This is a genomic window from Paenibacillus elgii NBRC 100335 (assembly GCF_004000865.1).
Taxonomy (GTDB): domain Bacteria; phylum Bacillota; class Bacilli; order Paenibacillales; family NBRC-103111; genus Paenibacillus_G; species Paenibacillus_G elgii.
On the sequence record NZ_BIMB01000014.1, the window covers coordinates 1 to 20,528 of the forward strand.

The 20,528-nt window shown below is 53.3% G+C and carries 15 protein-coding genes; 4 read left to right on the forward strand and 11 right to left on the reverse strand.

What is annotated here, in order from left to right:
* From PEL01S_RS12715 to PEL01S_RS12745, 7 genes are all read right to left on the reverse strand, one after another.
* Positions 1-241 (reverse strand): precorrin-2 dehydrogenase/sirohydrochlorin ferrochelatase family protein (locus PEL01S_RS12715; protein ID WP_218032547.1); only part of this gene is annotated, 241 nt, incomplete at its 3' end.
* A 14-nt stretch (positions 242-255) separates the two neighbouring features.
* Positions 256-1,080, reverse strand: a complete 825-nt coding sequence (gene ccsA, locus PEL01S_RS12720) for a cytochrome c biogenesis protein CcsA (RefSeq protein WP_010494006.1) — start codon at positions 1,078-1,080, stop codon at positions 256-258.
* Between the two features lie 15 nt (positions 1,081-1,095).
* On the reverse strand, positions 1,096-2,499 hold the full coding sequence (hemA, locus tag PEL01S_RS12725) for a glutamyl-tRNA reductase (protein ID WP_127460610.1): 1,404 nt from the start codon (positions 2,497-2,499) through the stop codon (positions 1,096-1,098).
* 682 nt (positions 2,500-3,181) lie between these two features.
* Positions 3,182-3,712: a hypothetical protein gene (locus PEL01S_RS12730; protein ID WP_063185141.1), complete on the reverse strand. Its 531-nt coding sequence runs from the start codon at positions 3,710-3,712 to the stop codon at positions 3,182-3,184.
* A 129-nt stretch (positions 3,713-3,841) separates the two neighbouring features.
* Entirely contained in the window at positions 3,842-4,243 is a 402-nt protein-coding gene (gene speD / locus PEL01S_RS12735) for an adenosylmethionine decarboxylase (RefSeq protein ID WP_010494003.1), read from the reverse strand.
* Positions 4,244-4,674: 431 nt separating this feature from the next.
* Positions 4,675-5,262 (reverse strand): hypothetical protein, encoded by a 588-nt coding sequence (locus PEL01S_RS12740; RefSeq protein ID WP_063185140.1) that lies wholly within the window; start codon positions 5,260-5,262, stop codon positions 4,675-4,677.
* Positions 5,263-5,442: 180 nt separating this feature from the next.
* On the reverse strand, positions 5,443-8,523 hold the full coding sequence (locus PEL01S_RS12745; protein WP_255320108.1) for an efflux RND transporter permease subunit: 3,081 nt from the start codon (positions 8,521-8,523) through the stop codon (positions 5,443-5,445).
* 61 nt (positions 8,524-8,584) lie between these two features.
* Here PEL01S_RS12745 and PEL01S_RS12750 point away from each other — a divergent pair, with 61 nt between their 5' ends.
* The gene (locus PEL01S_RS12750) at positions 8,585-10,054 is read left to right on the forward strand and encodes a stalk domain-containing protein (protein ID WP_127460547.1); all 1,470 of its coding nucleotides are present in this window, start codon (positions 8,585-8,587) and stop codon (positions 10,052-10,054) included.
* Positions 10,055-10,149: 95 nt separating this feature from the next.
* Here the strand turns inward: PEL01S_RS12750 and yihA are convergent, their stop codons facing one another.
* The 3 genes from yihA to lonB all read right to left on the reverse strand — a co-directional run bounded on the left by yihA (position 10,150) and on the right by lonB (position 15,197).
* A complete protein-coding gene (yihA, locus tag PEL01S_RS12755; protein WP_127460548.1) occupies positions 10,150-10,800 on the reverse strand; it encodes a ribosome biogenesis GTP-binding protein YihA/YsxC in 651 nt (216 codons plus the stop codon).
* Positions 10,801-11,039: 239 nt separating this feature from the next.
* On the reverse strand, positions 11,040-13,370 hold the full coding sequence (gene lon / locus PEL01S_RS12760; RefSeq protein WP_108534313.1) for an endopeptidase La: 2,331 nt from the start codon (positions 13,368-13,370) through the stop codon (positions 11,040-11,042).
* Positions 13,371-13,490: 120 nt separating this feature from the next.
* Positions 13,491-15,197, reverse strand: a complete 1,707-nt coding sequence (lonB, locus tag PEL01S_RS12765) for an ATP-dependent protease LonB (RefSeq protein ID WP_174806938.1) — start codon at positions 15,195-15,197, stop codon at positions 13,491-13,493.
* A gap of 179 nt (positions 15,198-15,376) precedes the next feature.
* On the opposite strand from lonB, the gene PEL01S_RS12770 reads away from it, so the two are divergent.
* Positions 15,377-16,117: an N-acetylmuramoyl-L-alanine amidase family protein gene (locus tag PEL01S_RS12770; protein ID WP_127460550.1), complete on the forward strand. Its 741-nt coding sequence runs from the start codon at positions 15,377-15,379 to the stop codon at positions 16,115-16,117.
* A 59-nt stretch (positions 16,118-16,176) separates the two neighbouring features.
* Here PEL01S_RS12770 and PEL01S_RS12775 read toward each other — a convergent pair whose 3' ends face one another.
* The gene (locus PEL01S_RS12775) at positions 16,177-16,953 is read right to left on the reverse strand and encodes a divergent polysaccharide deacetylase family protein (protein WP_127460551.1); all 777 of its coding nucleotides are present in this window, start codon (positions 16,951-16,953) and stop codon (positions 16,177-16,179) included.
* 188 nt (positions 16,954-17,141) lie between these two features.
* Here PEL01S_RS12775 and PEL01S_RS12780 point away from each other — a divergent pair, with 188 nt between their 5' ends.
* Positions 17,142-19,109, forward strand: coding sequence for a ComEA family DNA-binding protein (locus tag PEL01S_RS12780; protein ID WP_127460552.1), 1,968 nt, complete (start codon positions 17,142-17,144; stop codon positions 19,107-19,109).
* 122 nt (positions 19,110-19,231) lie between these two features.
* Positions 19,232-20,443 (forward strand): cytochrome P450, encoded by a 1,212-nt coding sequence (locus PEL01S_RS12785; protein ID WP_127460553.1) that lies wholly within the window; start codon positions 19,232-19,234, stop codon positions 20,441-20,443.
* The last annotated feature ends 85 nt before the right edge of the window (positions 20,444-20,528 follow it).

Genomic DNA, 20,528 nt, shown 5'->3' on the forward strand with positions numbered 1-20,528 from the left:
ACCGCTCGCGCAGCGCGCGCACCGCGCCCGAGGCCGCCCACGCTTCCAGCTGCGGCGTAAAAACGGGGCTCACGACGGTGACGTGAGCCCCCGCCTCGAGGAGCGCGCGTGCCTTGCGCTCCGCTACCCGGCCGCCGCCGATAATGGCGCATGGCCGCCCTTCAAGATCGAGCATAGCGGGATAGTAGGATTTGACGCCGGGGGACGGCCCCGGGAGCCTTCCTTCGCCAGCTTTCGTCATTTCCTACGCCCCCTTTAGGACCATTGGTGAAAGTTCGAATATTGATTAGCCAACAAAAAGTTAAGCAGCGTAATGATAAACGCGGCCAAATTCCACAACGCCAGTCGGTTGCCTGCCGCTTTCATCACCAACCGTTGAAACAAATAAAAAATATAAGCCAACAGCACGAACCAGGAATTCAGCACCTTCGGATCGAAAAACAGCATCAAATCGCCCTCAAGCGCGATCCAGACGATTCCAAGCGACAGCGTAAGCAGCAGAAGCGGAGCTCCGATAACTACGGAAACAAACGCGTAACGGTCCGTATTCTCCAAGCTCGGCAGCCGCAGCATTTGCTGCGACCACTGCTTCTCCTTCAGCTTGCGGTGCAGGAACAAGTACATGCCGGAAAAAATGGCGGATACGACGAATGCGACATAGCCGGAAATCGCGAACGTAATATGAATGAACAGCAGCTCATCGTTAATGTTCCAATGCGCCAAGGTTGGCGCCAGCCCCGGCCGGCTGAAAACGTTAAGCGCAAATGTCGCGAATCCGAACACGTTTACCAAAAACACAAACAGCTCGATCCGGAAAAACCGGTTCACGATCAGCGAGACGGTCACAAGCAGCCAAGATAAAATAAAAAGCGTTTCGAACATGGAAAACGCCGACAACTTGCCGTGCGTGACCAAGCTGTAGATTAAGTAGGCGGTTTGCAGTGCCCATACAAAAGAAAGCAACCCTGTCCCCATCCGCTTTGCACTTCGGTTCGGACCGACAAAGTCCGAGAAGTAAAACAGGAGGCTCAGGGCATAAATATATAAAATGACATCGTACAACCAGGTTTGAGTGACCATGCTGTTCCTTTCCGGTCAAGCTTTGGCCAGAACGTCAAGCGCTTCGGCAGGTGCCGCAGCCCGCACTTTGGATAGCAGTTCTTCCTTGATCCGATCCTGCGCCGCCTCCGCCTCCTGCTTCCGTACCGCCTGCTCCACCCGTTTTTGCTCAGCCAAAGGCTCTTCCAAAGCAAAAATTTTCGTGAACATGTCCAGCGCGTCATCCCCGTGACGCTCGGCAGCCATTTCTTTAATGCGGACAATGGGATCGCGCAGCATCTGATTGACGATGCTTTTCGTTAATTTGCGAATGACCTTCAATTCGTGTTCGTCCAAATCCGGCAACTTCTTCATCAAGCTGTCCATCGTTTCCTCGTGAATCGTGGCCGCTTTGGTCTGCAGCGCTTGAATGACCGGGCTGACACCCAGCGTTTTCGTCCACTGCTCGAAGGCCGCCATTTCCTCGCGGATCATTTTCTCAATCTGCACCGCAGCTTTACGCCTCTCTTCCAAATGAGAGTTCACGAGCGAGTGAAGATTGTCGATATCGTATAAAAAGACGTTCGGCATCTCGCCAAGCCGCGGATCGAGATCCCTCGGAACCGCGATATCAATCATGAACAGCGGTCGCGAACGGCGCCGCTGCAAAATACAGGATACCTGCTCAGCCGTCAGTACGTAACCGGCGGCTCCGGTAGAGCTGATCACGATGTCGGCTTCTTCCAGGTGCGCCATCAGCCGGTCCATCGTGCTCGCCACGCCCCGGAACTTGTCCGCCAGCTCTTGCGCCCGGCTGAGCGTCCGGTTCACGACGATTACTTTGTCGGCTCCGTTTGCGTACAGGTGCTTAACGGTCAGCTCGCTCATTTTGCCCGCGCCGATAATCAGCACTTTCTTGTGTGCGTAGCTGCCAAAAATACGTTTGCCCAGCTCGACGGCCGCATAGCTGACAGACACCGGATTTTCACCGATGCCGGTCTCAAAATGGGCCCGTTTGGCCATCGTTACGGCTTGCTTGAACAACGTGTTGAACAAAACGCCGGTCGTCTTCTCGCGCTGAGCCAGCAGGAACGCGTCCCGAACCTGCCCCAAAATTTGCGTCTCGCCGATGACCATGGAGTCGAGACCGCTCGTTACGCGGAATAAATGCTCGATCGCCTTCTCGTTCTCGTAAACGTACAAATGTTCCTGAAACTCTCCGCGCGGCACGCCGAACCATTTCTCGATAAATGCCCGCAAATAATGGGCACAGGGCTGGCGGTCGACCGCTACGTACAATTCCGTCCGGTTGCAGGTTCCCACGACGACGCACTCCATGACGCTCTTCGTTTCCTTGAGCTCCTTGAGCGCCAGCGGCAAATCCCCTTCGGCGAATGTAAATTTTTCTCTGATGGACACCGGTGCTGTGCGATAATTTAAACCCGCCACGACGATATGCATCTGGTTCACCTGCCTCCTCCTCGTAAAGTCAATTTATTATATCACACCATGTGGAACAAGTCCGAGTTTTTGCGACAATAATTTTGAAAGTTTTATTACAGGGAAGAGGGGGGGGCTCCATCCCCCTAAATCCCCCTTCGTAAGGGGGACCCCAGGGGGCTTGCCCCCTGGACCCCCGAGCTTCGATGCACAGTTGGTGGAGTGATCGCTTTTCCTCCTTGTGTTAACCGGCCCCTCCCTCTTATGGAGAGGAGGGCCGGTTAACGCAAGGATACGCTTAACGGCGTGCGGGAACGGGTAAAGAACGTGGGAGGCGTAGAGACGCGCATGAGAGCTGACTGTGGCGCCGGGATCGCGTCTGTTCAGGAGAGGCCGGCTTCCCTTGGGAAGCGGCCGTCTCCTGAACACGCTTCACTGCGATCGGCTCGACTCCCACACTCCCCGATGGGAGCGAGCCATGCCCGCACCCTTCCACAGATCATTCCCTAACTTTCCCCCAACATCCTATCACGCACGATTAAAGCAGGCTGTGATTGAAATCACGCTCACCTTACCTATGCGTCTACCAACCTTTTACCCTCTCCTGATTCCTTCCCCTACCTTCTACCATACCGCCCTGACCTGCCTAAGGCTGCCAGTTTTAGTTTCCTCCGAAACGGGCGGGCCTATACGACTCCGGCGATTATTGCAGCAGCTTTTTGCGCAGGAGGTCGGCGATCGCTTTGTCGGATTTCATCAAACGGTCGTTCTGCGAACCGACAATATCGGCACCGCTCGACATCAGTTTGGCGTAAGCCTCGTACAGGTCGGTGTATAGCTTCGAAACGTCTCCGAGGGTTTGGGCCTCCTCCGCGCGCAGAGGGCGGGAGCCGCCGACCTGGAGACGCAGCAAATATTGCATGAGCTGGGCGAGCGAATCGAGCTTCGCCAAACTGCTGTCGCCGTAGGCAAGCGCCAGATGATCGTGTGCGAATGAAGCGGAGTAAACGGCTTGACGAAGCGCGCTGAGCGAGTCGGTATCCTTGAGCTTTCCGGTTTCCTGCAAGTAGCTGCCAAGCAGCTCCATTTGAAAGAGGGATACTTGATACAGCAGCTTCTCCGCTTTTTCGGGCGGTGCCTTATGGCCGATCAGCTCTGCGATTTGCAGAACGGGCCAGATGATCAGCACGGCTACGATCAGGTACATGAACAGCTTTTTTCTGAATCTTTTCAACCCGGGTCCCCCTCCTCTGCCTGCGGCGGACGGACGCCGCAGGAACCAAGCTCTCTTTGAGAGTGTATGGGCCCGGGGCAAAAGAAATAACCACGGAATCGTCCGTGGTTATCGTATATGCGCTTGTAATTATTTTACCAATTCAGCTTGCTTCAATGCCGGTGTTTCGACTTGCAGTTCACCCATACCGCGAACCAGTTTTTTCGCGTGAGATACTTCCGGCTTCAGCACGGACAGCATGTGCTCGATCGCGAGTTGAGGGTCTACCGTCTCGCCGCAAGTATAGCAGTCAAGGGCAGCAAATCCTCTCTCAGGATACGTATGAATGGAGAGATGACTTTCCGACAACATGACCAGAACGGTTGCCCCTTGGGGCTCAAATTGTTTGGATTGTACCGACAAAACGGTTGCTCCACATACCTCAGCAGCTTCTACCATTTGCGCTTGTAACCATTCAGCATTGTTGAGAAGCTCAAAATCTACTCCCCAAGTGTCTACAGCTACGTGTCTTCCGAAAGTTGAATATTCCATCTTCCGGTTCCCCCTTCCTAGGAATAAAATGTTTTGAAAATTTCATCCGCTAGGACCTACGTCATTCACTTCCCGAGGGAATAATCTCTCGCAACATTACATGTCCTGAGTGAATCCTGGTTCCTATTTTGTTTTCAACGAAGATAAAAATAACATCTATTGAACAGAAATGCAACCCTTTTTTTTGCACAGGCCATATTTACCTGTGGGAGGGTGGCACACAACAATAAATTATGCCTGAGGCCCGCCCGGGGTGTAAGCCGCGAAGCCCCGGATAAGCCCAACTTTTCCGTTTTTTTCTTGTCGCTTCTTTCCTAAGGTAAATATACCCTCCGATGCATAAAAATACAAAAAAAACTCTTCCCTGCCCTTTTTACGGGCGATCAGGAAGAGTTTTTTCCGCTATGATCGAGAAGTCTAAATAATATATGTTAAGCTTCGAGTACGAACAAGCGATGGGTAAGTTTGTGCAAACGCCCGTCGATATGCTCGCGGATGGCGGCTTCTTGCATCTCGTTTCTCATGTCGAGCAGATGATTCACCTGGGCTTTGAGCATTTGGATTTCCTGCTCCACCTCATTCTTATGGAACAGCTGCTCCAATTGTCCGGCGGTGTCCCGGTATTCGTAAATCACTTTTTCCGCGGCGCCCTTTTTCTCGGTAATCCGGATAACTGCGCCTTGCTTGTACGTATAGACCATCGTGTATGCTGCATAAATGCGATGCACCACCGCGTCGCCTTTAAATTCGGCTACGGCTTTGCGCATCAGGTTGACCAAATTTTTGTTGCGGATGCGGCATGTTCCCCGGCATACATACAAGTTCATTTCACGTTCGAACGACAGCACGATTTCTTCGCCGGCGTCGTCCGGCAATACCACCTCTTGATTTCCGTTTTCGAGTACTTTGACTTGCAGAGAGGCTCCGTGATCGACAAACATCCGAATGAACTTGGCCATCTCGGCTTCCGTAAGCTGCAGGCAGGTTTTGACGTATTCGGTCGCTAACCTAATTGCCATAAAAATCCCTCGATTCATTTTTTTCAAACCATGTGTCTGTGAGCCTGATTCTATTGTCTATATACATTATACTACATAATTATTTAATATTCCTGCCAGGCAGCCATTGATTTTCGCCGGAAATCAGAAAATTCCGCGTTTTCCTCGCAGAAGGACGGCATAAAAGCTTAAAAACTCGTTTTACCTCCTTTTGTTCCGCAGTTCCCTGCGGCGCTGACGATGAAAAAACAATTCATACATCACCGGCACGATGACCAACGTGAGAAGCGTCGACGTAACCAAGCCCCCGATCACGACGACGGCAAGCCCTTTGGAAATCAAACTGCCCTCCGATTCGGTCAGCGCCAAAGGAATCAACGCGCAGACGGTAGCAAATGCGGTCATCAGAATAGGACGCAGCCGCGTTTTGCCCGCTTCGATAAGCGCCTCGCGTATGTTTAACCCGCTGTCGCGGTTTTGACGCACCCGGTCGATCAGCACAATCGCATTCGTCACGACGATGCCGACCAGCATCAACAGCCCGATCATGGCGCTGACCGATAGCGGCTCTCCGGTCAAATACAGGCCGAAGGCTGCGCCGACCGGTACGAACAACAGCGAAGACAAGATGACGAACGGAACGCGCGCTTGGCCGAAGGTAACGAGCATAACCAAATAAACTAACCCGATGGCCGCGGCAATCGCCACGCCCAGATCCTTAAACGTCTTCTCCGTCTCATCGCTGCCGCCCCCTAAACCAAGCGTCACACCTTCCGGCAGCGGGACAGCGGAAGCCGCGTCCTTCACCTCCTGCGTCGCTTGGCTGATGTTGTTTCCGGTCAGCTCCGCGCTGACCGCGGCATAGGGCTTGCCGTCCAGCTTCTGAATCGCGGATACGGAATCGGATGCTTCGACGGCTGCGACATCGCGAAGCAGCACCGGGCCTTTTTTACCGAATAGCGGCATTTGCTCCAGTTCGGCGGCATTGGCAGGACCCGCCGTATAGCTGGCCTGCAGCTTTTGCGCTTTGCCGTCCAGCTTGTACGTGCCGATCTCGACCGGCTTGGTCCGGTCCACGACGAGTCCGAGCACCAGCTGGGGATCGACTCCCGCCGCGGCGGCTTTCCCGGGATCGATGCGGACGGTCCACTGCCGCTGCTTTTCGCGGAAATTGTTTTGGACCGAGCGCAGATAAGGAATCTGCTTCAGACGGTCCTCCATCCGCTTGGCGGCTTCCCCCAGTAGGTCCGGTTGGCTGCCGAACAGCCGAACTTCGACGCTTGTTCCGGTCATAGGGCCGCCGGAGCTCATTTCCTGCACTGTTACGGTTCCCTCCGGCGAGCTCTTTTTAACGATGGCATCCATCTTGACCGCGAGCGTCTTAACGACGGCTTCGATATCGGCCGAGCGATTCACGCTCATCATGTATTGCGCCCGATTCTCCTGCTTGAGACCGGAACGGTAATCAAGGCCGCCGATGGTTGTAAATACGTATTCGAAAACGTCCGGCTGTTCGCGGAGCATTTTTTCAATGTCTTTGGATATTTCATTCGTTTTCTGAAGCTGAGAAGCGGGCGGCAGCTGTACTCCGGCGGCAACGATCCGCTGTTTTTCGTTCGGCAAAAAAATAAATCCGAGCTTCGGTACCAGCAGAAGCGACCCGGCAAGCACCGCCAGCGAAACGGCGATGACGGACCATTTGTGCCGCAGCGCCGAGGTAAGCATGGCCGCATACCCCCGCTGCAGCGCGCTTTCCCGCTCCTCCGTCTCCCGGATGCGGCCGAACGAAGCTTTGGCCAAAATTGGAACGAGGGTAACGGCGACAAGCAGCGAAGCAATGAGCGCAAAGACGACGGTCAGCGCAAACGGCTTAAAAAACGTTCCGGTAATTCCCCCTACGAAGCCGAGCGGCAAAAACACGACGACGGTCGTCAAGGTGGACGATGTGATCGCGCCCATAATCTCTTTGGTCGCATCCAGCGTAATTTGCGTCCGGTCTTCGCCGGGCTTTCGTTGGCTCATGCGCCTGTAAATATTTTCGATCACCACGATGCTGTCGTCGACCACCCGCCCTACCGCAACGGCCATGCCGCCCAGCGTCATAATGTTCAGGGTGATATCCATGCGATTCAAGACGATCGATGCGATCAATAAAGACAAAGGGATGGATAAGACGGCGATGAGCGTCGCTCTTAGATTCCTCAGAAACAGAAGCACCGCCAAAGAGGCGAACAGCGCTCCGTATAGCCCTTCTCTCTGCAGGCTTTCGACGGACTTTTTGATTCCTTCCGACTGATCGAAAGCGAGCGTGTAATCGATCCGGTCCCGGTGCTTATTCAGCACGGCGAATGCCTGATCGGCGATTTCGACCGTATTGGCATCCTGCTTTTTGGAAATGGATAGGGCCAGGGCGCTTTTGTCGTTGTAGCGTACCAGCTCGGACGCTTCCTCTATCGGCTGCACCGCGGCGATATCTTCCAGAACGATCTCTGCGGGGATAGGCGGGAAACCAGTCTGGAGATCAAGCGCAAGCCGCTTCAATTCCTGAATGCCCGCCGCGCGCTGCTCGACCCGGACCGGTATGACCAGATCGTTCTGGACAACGGAGCCAGCCGGGAAGGATAAAAATAGCCCCTGCACTTTTTGCTGAATTTGGGTTAAGGTTAAATTATACGCTTTGGCTTTGGCGGGATCGACGGCAATTCGGATATAGCTTTCCTTTAATCCGCCTGCCGCGACGCTGCTGACACCGGGTATTTTTTCCAGTTCCGGCTGAATGTCCTGAACGATAAGCTCTTCAATGGAATCGCTCTGCTTCGAGAATACGGCCAAGTTCAGGATAGGCAGCGCGCTGAAATTCAATCGCGTCACTTTGGGCGTTACGCCTTCGGGAAGCTTCAGTCCCTTGAACGCGTCTTCTGCCTGACGGGAGGCCAGCTCCATATCCGTCCCGATCGGGTATTTCATCTGCACCACAGCGAAGCTTTCCATCGATTGGCTCGTTAACGATTCCAGGCCGCTGAGCGCTTTCAAGCTTCGTTCCAGCTCGCGCGTCACCCGCTCCTCCACATCGGCGGGAGCTGCCCCGGGATACACGGCCTGCACCGTTAGCGTGGGCAGTTCCACGTCCGGCAGCAGGTCCACTTTCAGGGACGTGAAAGCATATATTCCGCCGAGCATAAGCAGGATAGAGCCTAATATGATGGCGGCCGCATTTTTCAAGCTGAAACGGGTTAGTAGGTTCAATTCGCTCTGACGCTCCTCGCTCAGGATGGAAAGCAAAGTCTCTTGCTCCAAGTTTGGTGTAAAAGGCGGCAGATTATACGAAGGAGGAATCCGCTGGATGAAAAATCATCGCATTCGTTTACGCCATACGGTCGGCGGGCTGGTCGCCGGGATTTTGCTCACACTTGCCTCCGGCGCCCCCGCCCAAGCCGAAGAAACGCCTGTCCCGATGCAGCTTCCTTCGTTCCCTGTTCAAGTGAACGGCCTCAAGATCGACAACGAGCGAAGCCCTTATCCCGTATTGACGTATAACAATATGGTCTATCTTCCGGTAAAGCCATTCGCGGACACCCTCGGGCTTGAAGTGGTTTGGGACGCCGCCCGCGGGCTTAAAATTACCCGCCGCGAGCGCCCTTCGGCGATAAGGCCGACTGTTGAATCGAAGGACAAAGCATCCGTAAGCCGGCGTTATGATGCCGTACTGCCCGGGTTCCCTATCGAAGTGAACGGAAAATCGATTAACAATGCCGCCGAGCCGTATCCCCTGCTGCTGGTGGATAACGTTTCCTATTTTCCGATGACCTGGCGTTTTACCCGTAACGAGTTCGGTTGGCGGACGGATTGGAGTGCGAAGGAAGGATTTCAGCTTACAACGGAGCAGCAAAAGGTGCTTCACCGCATTATTGCCGAGGATACGGAAGCGCTTTACGTGGAAGCCGAGTCGAACCGGATGCTGAAGGTAAACAAAGATTTGAAAGGCGATCCGTCTCCGGTAGACGACAAAGCGAAAGCTAACGTGAGTCAGTTAGCGGAAAAGCGGAAGCCCGGCGTGCCTTTTGCCGGAGACCCGAAGCAAGCCGCCGTACGCCTGGGGGATTCGGTCTATTACGACAACATCGAACTGATGTCGCTCAAGCCCATTTTGGAAAAAGCCGCCGCCTTCTACGAATCGCAAACGGAATATGTAAATAAAGGACTGGACGTACAATCCAAAATTATGAAGCTCGACGACCGGACGGTGCTCGCCGTCATCTCGATCTCCAGCTTTCTGCATATCCCGGCTCCTTACACGCCCTATACGCACGAGGCTTTCGTCATTCGGGACGGGAAAGCTTCATCCGTGCCGGATTTGACCCAAGTGCCGACCCGCGTCGTCCGCAACCCGGACGGTTCGTTCTGGATCGTCAGCGAAGCGGCAGACCGGATGACAAGCCGGACGCCGAACGTAAACGGTCAACTCGCGCTGCTGGACACCTCAGGACAGCTTCACGGCATGAACACGAAGCTTGGGGAAAAAGACATCGATCTGCTGGCTGCTACCGCCGACGGCTTGACGGTCAAAGCCTACAACAACCGTTTTAAAGCTTACCATAACAGCTTCATTCCGCTTGACGCGGAAGAACGGGAGACGTACTATCTTCTGGACCTGCAGGGGAATGGAACGCGGTTGTTTCTGTACAAAGGAGCAGGCAGAGGCTACGTGGACAGCAAGGGGCATATTTACGTCGTAGACCGTCAGGTGAACCGTATCTCCGACCTGACGTCCGGTCAGAGCCGGACGTGGTGGGATTATGAGCTTAAACCGTAACATCAAGCTTAAAAAGGCTATTCCCGTTGATCGGCACAAGAAGCCGGAGATCGGGGAATAGCCTTTTTTGGTTTTCCGCCCTTCGAGGGGCGTATTTAATGTTCTTGCTCGGCGGATTTGGTCTGCGTCTCGGGCTGGTCCTCCACAGTCGTATCGGCGCCATAGCCGATCTTCTGCTCGATGATCTGCCACAGCTCGTCTTTCCCGAGTCCCAATTCGGACGAAAATAGGACGACCGGGTCCGACTTGTCCGTTCCCAGCGTTTCCTTGACGATCTTGACATGCTGCTGCCATTTGCTGCGCGGAATTTTATCCGCTTTCGTCGTTACGATGCAAAGCGGCGTGCCGTGATGCTTCAGCCACGAATACATCGCTTGGTCGTCCTTGGACGGCGGATGGCGAAGATCGATCACGAGCAGCACCAGCTTCAAAAATTCCCGGTGAAGCAAATAATTTTCGATAAATTTGCCCCATTTTTCACGTTCCGTTTTGGATACCTGCGCATACCCATACCCCGGCAAATCGACGAAAAACAAATCGGAATTAATTTTGTAATAGTTCAACTGCTGTGTCTTGCCGGGCTTGGAGCTGGTACGAGCCAAGTTTTTGCGGTTGATCATCCGGTTGATCAGCGAAGACTTCCCTACATTGGAACGCCCTGCCAGAGCAATCTCCGGCAAGGCATCCATAGGGTACTGGCTCGGACCAACCGCGCTGATGATGAATTCAGCTTGATTGACTTTCATGGATTTCACTCATTTCTTGGTGGAGCGTTGGGCTGGATGGAAAGGATATTATTTCTTCCTTTCTGCCGAACCGGAAAAAAATGGCTACTCCACCGCTCTTGAAATTCAAGTTGTCTATTATGATCCTTAGCGGATACAACTTGATTTCAAAGACGGCCGTAAACTTTCCGTATCCATTTCTTCCCTTCCTTTCGAAAAGAACCAATAATAACCCAAACCATCTGACCCAACGCCTGTTATTATACGCCTACAGGCTTGACCAGAGCGTGCTCGAGCACCTCATCCATATGCGCGACCGGGATGAACGTCAGCTCGGAGCGCACGCTCTCGGGAATTTCTTCGATGTCTTTGGCATTATCCTTCGGCAGCAGAACCGTACGGATGCCGGCGCGGTGAGCGGCCATAGCTTTTTCCTTCAAGCCGCCGATCGGGAGCACCCGGCCGCGAAGCGTGATCTCGCCCGTCATCGCGACGTGACGCGAGACCGGGATATTGGTCAAGGCCGAGATGAGCGCCGTGCCCATCGCAATGCCGGCGGATGGTCCATCCTTCGGGATGGCGCCTTCCGGCATGTGGACGTGGACATCGTATTTTTCATGGAAATCCGGCTGAATTCCGAATTGCTCGACCCGCGAACGGGTGTAGCTGAAAGCCGCCTGAGCGGATTCCTTCATGACATCTCCAAGCTTTCCGGTAAGCGTCAGCTTGCCGCTGCCTGGCATCACCGTCACTTCGATAACGAGCGTGACCCCGCCGACCTCCGTCCAGGCAAGCCCGGTCACCGCGCCAACCTGATCGCGCTCCTCCACCATGCCGTAGCGGAATTTCGGCTGGCCGAGATACTCCTTCAGGTTGTCGGCTTTCAGATGCACGGTAGAGGCCCCGCCGACAATTTCCTTGGCGGCCTTCCGACAGATGGACGAAATTTGCTGCTCCAGGTTGCGGACGCCGGCCTCGCGCGTATATTCGCGCACCGTGCTCATGAGGGCGTCTTCGTCTATGACGAGCTGACCGTCCTGCAGCCCGTGATTTTCCTGCTGCTTCGGCAGCAAATAATTGCGCGCAATATGCAGCTTTTCGATTTCCGTATATCCCGGAATGTACAGCACTTCCATCCGGTCAAGCAGCGGCCGCGGGATGTTGTGCACGGCGTTGGCCGTCGTCACGAACATGACGTTGGACAGGTCGAACGGCACTTCGACGAAGTGGTCGCTGAACGTGCTGTTTTGTTCCGGGTCCAATACTTCCAGCAGAGCGGAAGCCGGGTCGCCGCGAAAATCCATCGCCATTTTATCGATTTCATCCAGCAGGAAGACGGGATTGTTCGTTCCCGCGTTTTTCATCCCTTGAATAATCCGGCCTGGCATCGCGCCCACATACGTACGGCGGTGTCCGCGGATTTCCGCTTCGTCGCGCACGCCGCCCAAAGAAATGCGCACGAACTGCCGGTCGAGCGACCTGGCGATCGAACGGGCGATCGACGTCTTCCCGACCCCCGGAGGGCCGACGAGACACAGAATCGGTCCTTTGAGCTTCTTGACCAGCTTTTGCACGGCCAAATATTCAAGGACGCGCTCTTTCGGCTTCTCCAAGCCGTAATGATCCTGGTTCAGAATCTCCTCGGCCTTACGGATATCGAGGTCGTCTTCGGTCGATTGGGACCAAGGCAAGCCAAGCAGCCAATCGATGTAGTTGCGGATGACCGAGCCTTCGGCGGAAGTCGCCGGCATCTTCTCCAACCGGTCGATTTCCTTCTCGATCTTTTCCCTCACCTTCTCAGGCACGTCGCTTTGTGCAAGCTGGTTGCGCAGCTCCTCGACTTCGCCGGCCCGTCCCTCTTTATCCCCGAGCTCTTTCTGAATCGCCTTCATTTGCTCGCGCAAATAATATTCCTTCTGCGTCTTCTCCATCTGCTTCTTGACGCGCTGGCTGATCTTGCGTTCGAGCTCAAGCACCTCGCGCTCGTTGTTCAGGATGGCAAGAAGCTTCTCAAGCCGCATCCGGACATCGACGGTTTCCAAAATTTCCTGCTTATCTTTAATTTTTAACGATAAATGACTGCAAATCACGTCCGCGAGCCGCCCCGGTTCGTCAATATCGGATACGGCAGCCAACGTCTCCGGGGTCACTTTTTTCGAAAGATTGATATAATGTTCGAATTGGTTCAGCACCGTGCGCATCAGCGCGTCGATTTCGGGATCGGACGTTTCCTGCTCGGGAAGCTCCCTGACATGAACCTCGTAGTATTCGTCGTTAACCAGAAATTCCGCAATTTCGGCGCGAACGACGCCTTCCACAAGCACGCGGATCGTTCCGTTCGGCAGCTTGAGCATTTGCCGCACTTTCGATATTGTGCCGATCCGGTAAATATCCTCGGTCTTCGGCTCCTCGATGTTAACCTCGGATTGCGAGCACAGCAGGATCATGCTGTCTTCGACCATAGCCTTCTCCAGGGCCCGTACCGACTTCTCCCTGCCTACGTCCAAATGCAGAACCATGCTCGGATACACGAGCAGCCCCCGGAGCGGAAGCAGCGGCAAGCGTCGCAATTTCTGTTTGCTCGTTCCCATCCGCGAGCACCTCCAGACTATACTTACATGCATGTGATTTACATTTTATCAAAATTGATTTTAAAACACCAATCGGGGGCGGCAGTTTCCGCTCTTACGAACAAAGAGACGCCAACCGCTCTATTCGAGCGCATCGGCGTGCAGAATCGTAACGGAGGCGCTGCTGACCGTCTCCTGAGGCGTGACAGGAGGCTCGGCAGCCAGATGGGCGCTTTCAATGCCCAGGGCATGATGGAGAAGTTCCTCCACGGAATCGACCGGAATGACCTCCAATCCATTAAGCCCCGCAAAAACCTCCTGCCAGTTTTCCTTCGGAATGATGACTTTGGTCGCTCCGGCCTGAAAAGCAGCTTCAACCTTGGCGATAACGCCTCCTACCGGCTTCACCTTGCCGTGAATGCTGATTTCGCCGGTCATCGCCAGATGGTTGTCGACCGGAATTCGTTTGATGGCGGAAGCAATCGCCACGGCCATCGATACACCGGCCGACGGCCCGTCGATCGGAATGCCGCCCGGAAAATTGATATGCATGTCGTAATCGTAAGGCTGCATGCCGAGCCGACGCAGGACGGTAAGCACGTTCTCGACGGAGCCGCGCGCCATGCTTTTGCGACGCAGCGTCCGCGACCCGCCGCCCATCTCTTCCTCATCCACGACGCCGGTAATCGTAAACTGGCCCGTACCCGGCTGCACCGCTGGAATGGTGCTCACTTCAATGTCAAGCAGCATTCCGAGATTCGGTCCGTATACGGCTAATCCGTTAACCAGCCCGATTTCCGGACGCTGGGGAACTTTTTTCTCCGGCCTCGGCGGAATTTGCGAGCTGTTGACAACCCATTCGATGTCGGCGGCAGACAGCTCTCTCCGCTGATCGGTCAGCGCCATCCCCGCCGCCAGCTGAATAATGTTTACTGCTTCACGCCCGTTGGTCGCATATTTCTTGACAACCTCAATAGCGGAAGGACAGTCGGGAAATCCGATTTTTTTCAGCGCTTTGGCGGCAATCGAGCCGATTTCTTCCGGCAGCAGCGGACGGAAATAAATTTCCATACAACGCGAGCGGATCGCCGGAGGCAGCTCCTGCGGGTTGCGCGTCGTTGCGCCTACGAGCCGGAAATCCGCAGGCAGGCCATTCTGGAACACATCGTGAATATAACTCGGCACATTCGTGTCTTCGGAATTGTAATACGCGCTTTCCAAAAATACTTTGCGATCTTCAAGCACCTTTAATAATTTATTCATCTGATGCGGATGCAATTCACCGATCTCGTCAATGAACAAAATCCCGCCGTGCGCCTTCGTCACTGCCCCGGGTTTCGGCTGCGGAATGCCGGCAACTCCCATGGCTCCCGCTCCTTGATAAATCGGGTCGTGAACCGAGCCGATTAACGGATCGGCAATACCCCGCTCATCAAACCGCGCCGTCGTCGCATCGATCTCGGTAAATTTGGCGTCCGGACGAAACGGCGATTCCGGATTTTTCTTCGCTTCCTCCAACACGACGCGAGCGGCGGCCGTTTTGCCTACGCCGGGCGGACCGTAGATGATCACGTGCTGCGGATTGGCGCCGCACAGCGCCGCTTTCAGAGCGCGCACCCCTTCCTTTTGTCCGACGATGTCCTCCATGGCAGTCGGTCTTGTTTTTTCGGCTAACGGTTTATTTAAAGAGACGGATCGCAGCCTGCGCAGCTTCTCCAGCTCTTTCTTCGACTCCTTGTCGACGGCGGAACGGTTCGTTTGCTGGTTGCGCAGCAAATTCCAAAAATACATACCGATAACGATGGCAAAAAACAACTGGATAACCATCAAAACCACGCTGATATTCAATCTAATCCCTCCTGTTACTCACGGCCGCCAGAACGGCCGCTACGGCATTCATATAATTGGTAGTATTGCCCTGTCATGGTAGCATTAATCGCTGCACTTTAAGAAACTTTTTGGGGAATGCTAAAGCCATGTATACGAAATAAGCTGCGGACGATTTTATGCGAAAGGAGGGGCGGCGGATGTCGTGGCCGAATTTATGGAATCAGGCGATGAAACTTGTCATTGCCGCAATGCTGGCGCTGACCGTTCTGACTTTCCAAGCCGGACGTGCAGGAGCAGCGGTGCCTGAATCCTTGTATTTGCCGGAGCTGAAATCTGCCAATCCCGCCATAACGAGCGTCGACGTCTTAATCGATGTAGGACACGGCGGAATCGACGGGGGCACCTCGTATGGTGACTTGCTGGAAAAAGACATCAATTTGACGATCGCCAAAAAAACGTACGAGACTTTGCGCAGAAAAGGGTACGTCGTCTTAATGAACCGGATGGACGATTACGCGCTAAGCGGAGAAAATTTATGGTTGAAAAGCCGTTCGAGACATATCAAGGACTTGGCCCAGCGCAGCCATCTGTGCAATGAGATCAAGCCCAAAATTATGATCAGCCTGCACGTCAACTCTGCCCGCCATTCTTCGAAACGGGGCGCAATCGTCATTCATCAAATAAAACCGCAAAGCGAGCAGCTCGCAAAATCCGTGCAAGCAGCGCTGAACGCGTTATATGGTACGAGCGACGAGCCTGTGCCTAGCCGCACGTTTTATTTGTTAAAATATTCGAAGGCGCCAACGGTTATCGTTGAAATGGGTTTTATTACGAATGCCGAAGACCGCCGGATGCTTACCGAGGCCCAGTCCCAGCTGCGTATTGCGGAAGCAATCGCTGCGGGCGTCGAGCAGTACTTGCAGCAGCAAAAAAAGTAAAAGACCGCGTCGACAAGCCAATTTCACGTGGCGCGCGGTCTTTTTTTGCATTGGGACCATTATTTCATCATTTGCGATGCCGGTACGAACTGTCCGCCAAGCTGCTGCAGGGTCGGAATCGATTGTTTTAAAATTTCGGAGGTATGCTTCCCCGGCGGACCGACATGACCGATGACAATCGTGCTGTCATTCTCGCGAACGAGCTTCTGCAGCTTTACCGCCTGCTTGAGTATATGGCTCCGGGTGTAAGTATCATCCATGAACAAATTATTTTCCGCTGTGCGCACACCGATTTCTTTCGCCAGCTTACCGATGACGCTTTTGTCGGTCGTCCTGCTGTCCAAAAAATACAAGTTGCGCTCTTTGCATACGGTCAGCACGATGCGCATGACCCGTTCGTCGGATGTCGCCTTCGATCCCATGTGATTATTGATGCCTACCGCATGCGGCACATCCTCAATGGCGGCAATGACTCTTCGCCGGATTTCATCGTCGGGAAGTCTCGTGGTTATCGCACCCGGACCGAGCCATTCCGGCTTTCCGTTCCGCGGCTCCATCGGCAGGTGTACGATGACTTCCTTGCCAAGCTTATGCGCCCATTCCGCATCACGCTTCGTTGTCGGCAAAAAAGGCATGACCGCCGCGACAAACGGAATCGGCAGCTCCATCATTTGCTCGGTGCCTGCTTGACCGTTGCCGAAATCGTCGATGACGACGGCGATTTGCTTCGTTCCTGCCGCCGGGTCAACGGCTATGTAATGACCGGCTGCGGTGACCGGAATGATGAGACATAGACAAAGCCATCCTGTGACGGACGCCCACCATTTCCTTCTCATGGACCGCACCTCCTTATCCGTAATGTCCTAACCTCATTGTTTGCATTACGCCAAAAACCTATACGAAGGATTGCTAATTTTGGATTTTAGGTCCAGAAATTTTTATCCCTATTTGAAGGAAAAATGCAGTCTTGTTCGTCTATAGTTATTGGAATTATTTGCATAGAGACAAGAAAGTGGGAGCTCAAATGAAACGATGGAAGTTACTTTGCTTCACAGGGCTTTTATGGATGGGGATGTGTGCTTGCGATACCGCCCAAGCCGCTGCGTCTTCGGTTAAGGAATCCGATTCTTTTCTATCTTATGTCAGACCGGACCCATCCCCGCCGTTCCGAATCGTTCGGGATACCGGGGAGAAGAAAGGCGAATACCCGATTTTCGAATATACGGACGATCCGAAGACGGAGCATTTATTCCGCGATTCGTTTATGGCTGAGTCCGTACGTTTGTTTTTCCTCGCTCAAAACTTGGTTAACCGCCCTAAGGAAACGCAGGCGCAAACGGAACTTCGTCAGGCAAGCCACCCTGCCTACTTGTTATTATCCGAACGGGAAGGCGGCTTCCCCGGGACGGGCTTTTATTTGAAGCAGAATGGGGAGCTGCTCGACCATACGGGCACGCCGTATGTCGACCTTATGAAAAGCACGGCCGCGTCCGACTACTTGGGCTCCATGAGCCAAATTTATCCGCATGAGCTCGGCCATGTCATGTACCATTTGCTTTCGCCGGACTGGGACCGGACCGAAAGCCGTTCGGTCGATATACATTACGTGTCCTTGACCACGGACCGGCGGGTCGCGTTTGACGAAGGCTTTGCCGAGCACTTCGAAAATGTGTCTTTGGATCATGAACCGGACGAATCAAGAAAAGCCGGCCTTGAATCCAGCGTCCGGCAGGCTCAGTTAACCACAGCAACCATGGTTACCGGATACGAAAGGGATTATGCCTGGCCGATGCGATTGCAGCTTTATCGGGCCGCAGTTCCGTTCTGGTATCAGAGATTTGAAATGTTGAAGCGGCACGATTGGGTGATGGAAGGAACGATTCGTTTCTCGACGACGCAGCCAACTGTAGGGTCCCCCGAACAGAGCATCAAATACCGCAATATGGGCGTTCGTTATGATGAAAACAAACCAAGAAACGTATCGGAAGCCTTGGCTACCGAAGGGATCGTTTCCGCTTTTTTTACGAAGCTGCTTTCCAGCGACTTGAAGCACCGGTATAGGGAGGATACGTTCTATTCGGCTTTTTTGGCGGACGCTTCGCGTACCGTGGATGCCAAAGCCGTATTTACCCCACTGCAAAACGAGTACATGAAAATATTTCACGTTCTCCATAAGTATGTGAATCGAACTGATTCTCCGCTGGCGGATTTCGTTCAGGGCTACGCCGCCGAGTATCCGGACGAGAAAGAAACATTGTACCGACTCCTAGGCGAAGCTACGGGGCTAAGTACAAAGGAGCTTGAAGCAAGTCCGGCGGAAATCTGGCTGTTGAACAAGAGCCATGCGCACAGCTATTTGGCGATCGATGAGGCAGGCTCGATTCGAATGCCGTTTTATGCGTTCGATCTGAATGCGGCGGATGTCAGCGATCTCATGACTTTTCCAGGCATCCGAGAGGCTGAGGCGAAAGCTATCATTCGGTACCGGGACAATCAATCGTTTTTCCAAGGTCTAGACGAGGTAAGAAAAATCCCCGATTTGTCTGCGGAGGCCATTCAAGCGCTCTTGGACGGGGCTTACGACCCGAATTTTGCCCGGGAATCGAGAGCCCAAACGGAACAACGCTTGGGGGAGAACGGATTGCTGCAAAGGCTGCTTACGGGATCACTGTGGATGCTTGCGAAATTTGCTCTTGCTTGGTTTGGGGTCTTTCTCTTGGTTTATTATTTGCTGGTTCTTAGGAAACGGTTTGAGCTGAGGCGTACTTTAAGGATTATCGTGACGAATGCGGTGAAAATGAGCGTCCTGGTGCTATTCGCTCTGGCTTCCGTACTGGCAGGCCAGCCGCTGTTGATTTTTGCCGTACTTGGTGTTTTGTTTCTAGTCATTGAACGTTTTTTGGTTTTGAGAAATAGACCACAGGGTAAGAAAAAAGAAGCTTTTTGCTCCAGCCTGTTTTTTTCGGCGGTACTCCTGTACTCCTTATCTTAAATAGATATCCACTTCAGAAAATCATTTAGAAAATTATTCTATTTTGATTATTTATCTACTATAATAGTAATATCGACCAAATTATTGTTATACGAGTCTATTATCTAGGAAGGATGACACGGATGGAGTCTGCCAAAGAGTTACCTAAAGCCATAGCGCCGGTGAAGGAATTGTCTGCAAAAGAAGCGCAAATCGATCCGTTTCCGTTTTTTCGTCAGTGCCGCGAGTCCACTCCCGTACGTTACGATACCCAGAGGGAATGCTGGGATATTTTTCGTTATGAAGATGTGTACAACGTGCTCAAAGATCCTGCTACCTTCTCTTCGGTAAGACCGATTAAAGGCCCTGTCCTGCTCGGAAGCATCATTGGGATGGACCCGCCCAAGCATATGCAGATGCGCGGCATCGTCAGCAAAGCGTTTACTCCGAAATCGATCGAGGAACTAGGTCCGCGCATCGCCTCTATTACCGAAGAATTATTGAACGCGGTTGTAAATGAAGGGGCGACGAATTTGGTTCACGATCTGGCCGTTCCCCTGCCCGTGATCGTCATTGCCGAGCTGCTGGGGATTCCGGCGCAAGACCGCCGGCTTTTCAAAGAATGGTCGGATTCGATTGTCAAAGGGCCGGATTCCGGCAGCAAAGAAGATATGCACCGGCTGTATCTGGAACGAGAGAAAACCCGGCACGAATTGGACGACTATTTTCTGAAAATCATTGCGGAGCGCCGCAATCGTCCGGAGGATGATTTGGTCACAAAGTTGGTTGAAGCCGAAGTGAACGGCGAGTGCCTAAATGATATGGAAATTGTGGAGTTTTGCATTTTGCTGCTTGCAGCCGGTAACGAGACGACGACCAATCTGATTACGAATTCGGTACGGAAACTGGCTGAAGACCCGGCGCTGCAGGCAATACTCTACGATCAACCGGCTTTGATCGAGAGCTTTATCGAAGAAGTTCTAAGGTACTATTCACCGGTTCTATCTCTAAGCCGTTATGCGACCAAAGACGTTCAAATCGGTAACACCGAAATCCGGAAAGGTGAACTCATTATTCCCTGGATCGGCTCGGCCAATCGTGACGAAGAGAAATTTGCGGACGCCGATCGGTTTATCACGGACCGGTCGCCCAATCCTCATATGGCCTTCGGCTTCGGCAATCATTTTTGTTTGGGGGCTCCTTTGGCGCGGTTGGAAGCTAAAATAGCGCTTCGCATCCTCTCGAATCGGATAACGAATATTCGCTTTGCGGATCATTTTGAATTCAAACCGATTCGCAGCCCGTTCGTTTATGGCGTGGAAGAACTGCCCATTGTTTTTGAGCGCAGGGAATAAAAATGCGATGTCTTCCCATCGAAAAGTGCGGGAAACGAAATAGAGGTAATTTCATAAAAAGCGGTCAGGAATCGATTCCCTGACT

What these genes read in the sequence shown, in the direction of transcription:
- ccsA (WP_010494006.1), bottom strand. Translation starts at nt 1,080, where the DNA reads ATGGTCACTCAAACCTGGTTGTACGATGTCATTTTATATATTTATGCC.
- hemA (WP_127460610.1), bottom strand. Translation starts at nt 2,499, where the DNA reads ATGCATATCGTCGTGGCGGGTTTAAATTATCGCACAGCACCGGTGTCC.
- speD (WP_010494003.1), bottom strand. Translation starts at nt 4,243, where the DNA reads ATGGAATATTCAACTTTCGGAAGACACGTAGCTGTAGACACTTGGGGA.
- PEL01S_RS12740 (WP_063185140.1), bottom strand. Translation starts at nt 5,262, where the DNA reads ATGGCAATTAGGTTAGCGACCGAATACGTCAAAACCTGCCTGCAGCTT.
- PEL01S_RS12750 (WP_127460547.1), top strand. Translation starts at nt 8,585, where the DNA reads ATGAAAAATCATCGCATTCGTTTACGCCATACGGTCGGCGGGCTGGTC.
- yihA (WP_127460548.1), bottom strand. Translation starts at nt 10,800, where the DNA reads ATGAAAGTCAATCAAGCTGAATTCATCATCAGCGCGGTTGGTCCGAGC.
- lon (WP_108534313.1), bottom strand. Translation starts at nt 13,370, where the DNA reads ATGGGAACGAGCAAACAGAAATTGCGACGCTTGCCGCTGCTTCCGCTC.
- PEL01S_RS12770 (WP_127460550.1), top strand. Translation starts at nt 15,377, where the DNA reads ATGTCGTGGCCGAATTTATGGAATCAGGCGATGAAACTTGTCATTGCC.
- PEL01S_RS12775 (WP_127460551.1), bottom strand. Translation starts at nt 16,953, where the DNA reads ATGAGAAGGAAATGGTGGGCGTCCGTCACAGGATGGCTTTGTCTATGT.
- PEL01S_RS12780 (WP_127460552.1), top strand. Translation starts at nt 17,142, where the DNA reads ATGAAACGATGGAAGTTACTTTGCTTCACAGGGCTTTTATGGATGGGG.
- PEL01S_RS12785 (WP_127460553.1), top strand. Translation starts at nt 19,232, where the DNA reads ATGGAGTCTGCCAAAGAGTTACCTAAAGCCATAGCGCCGGTGAAGGAA.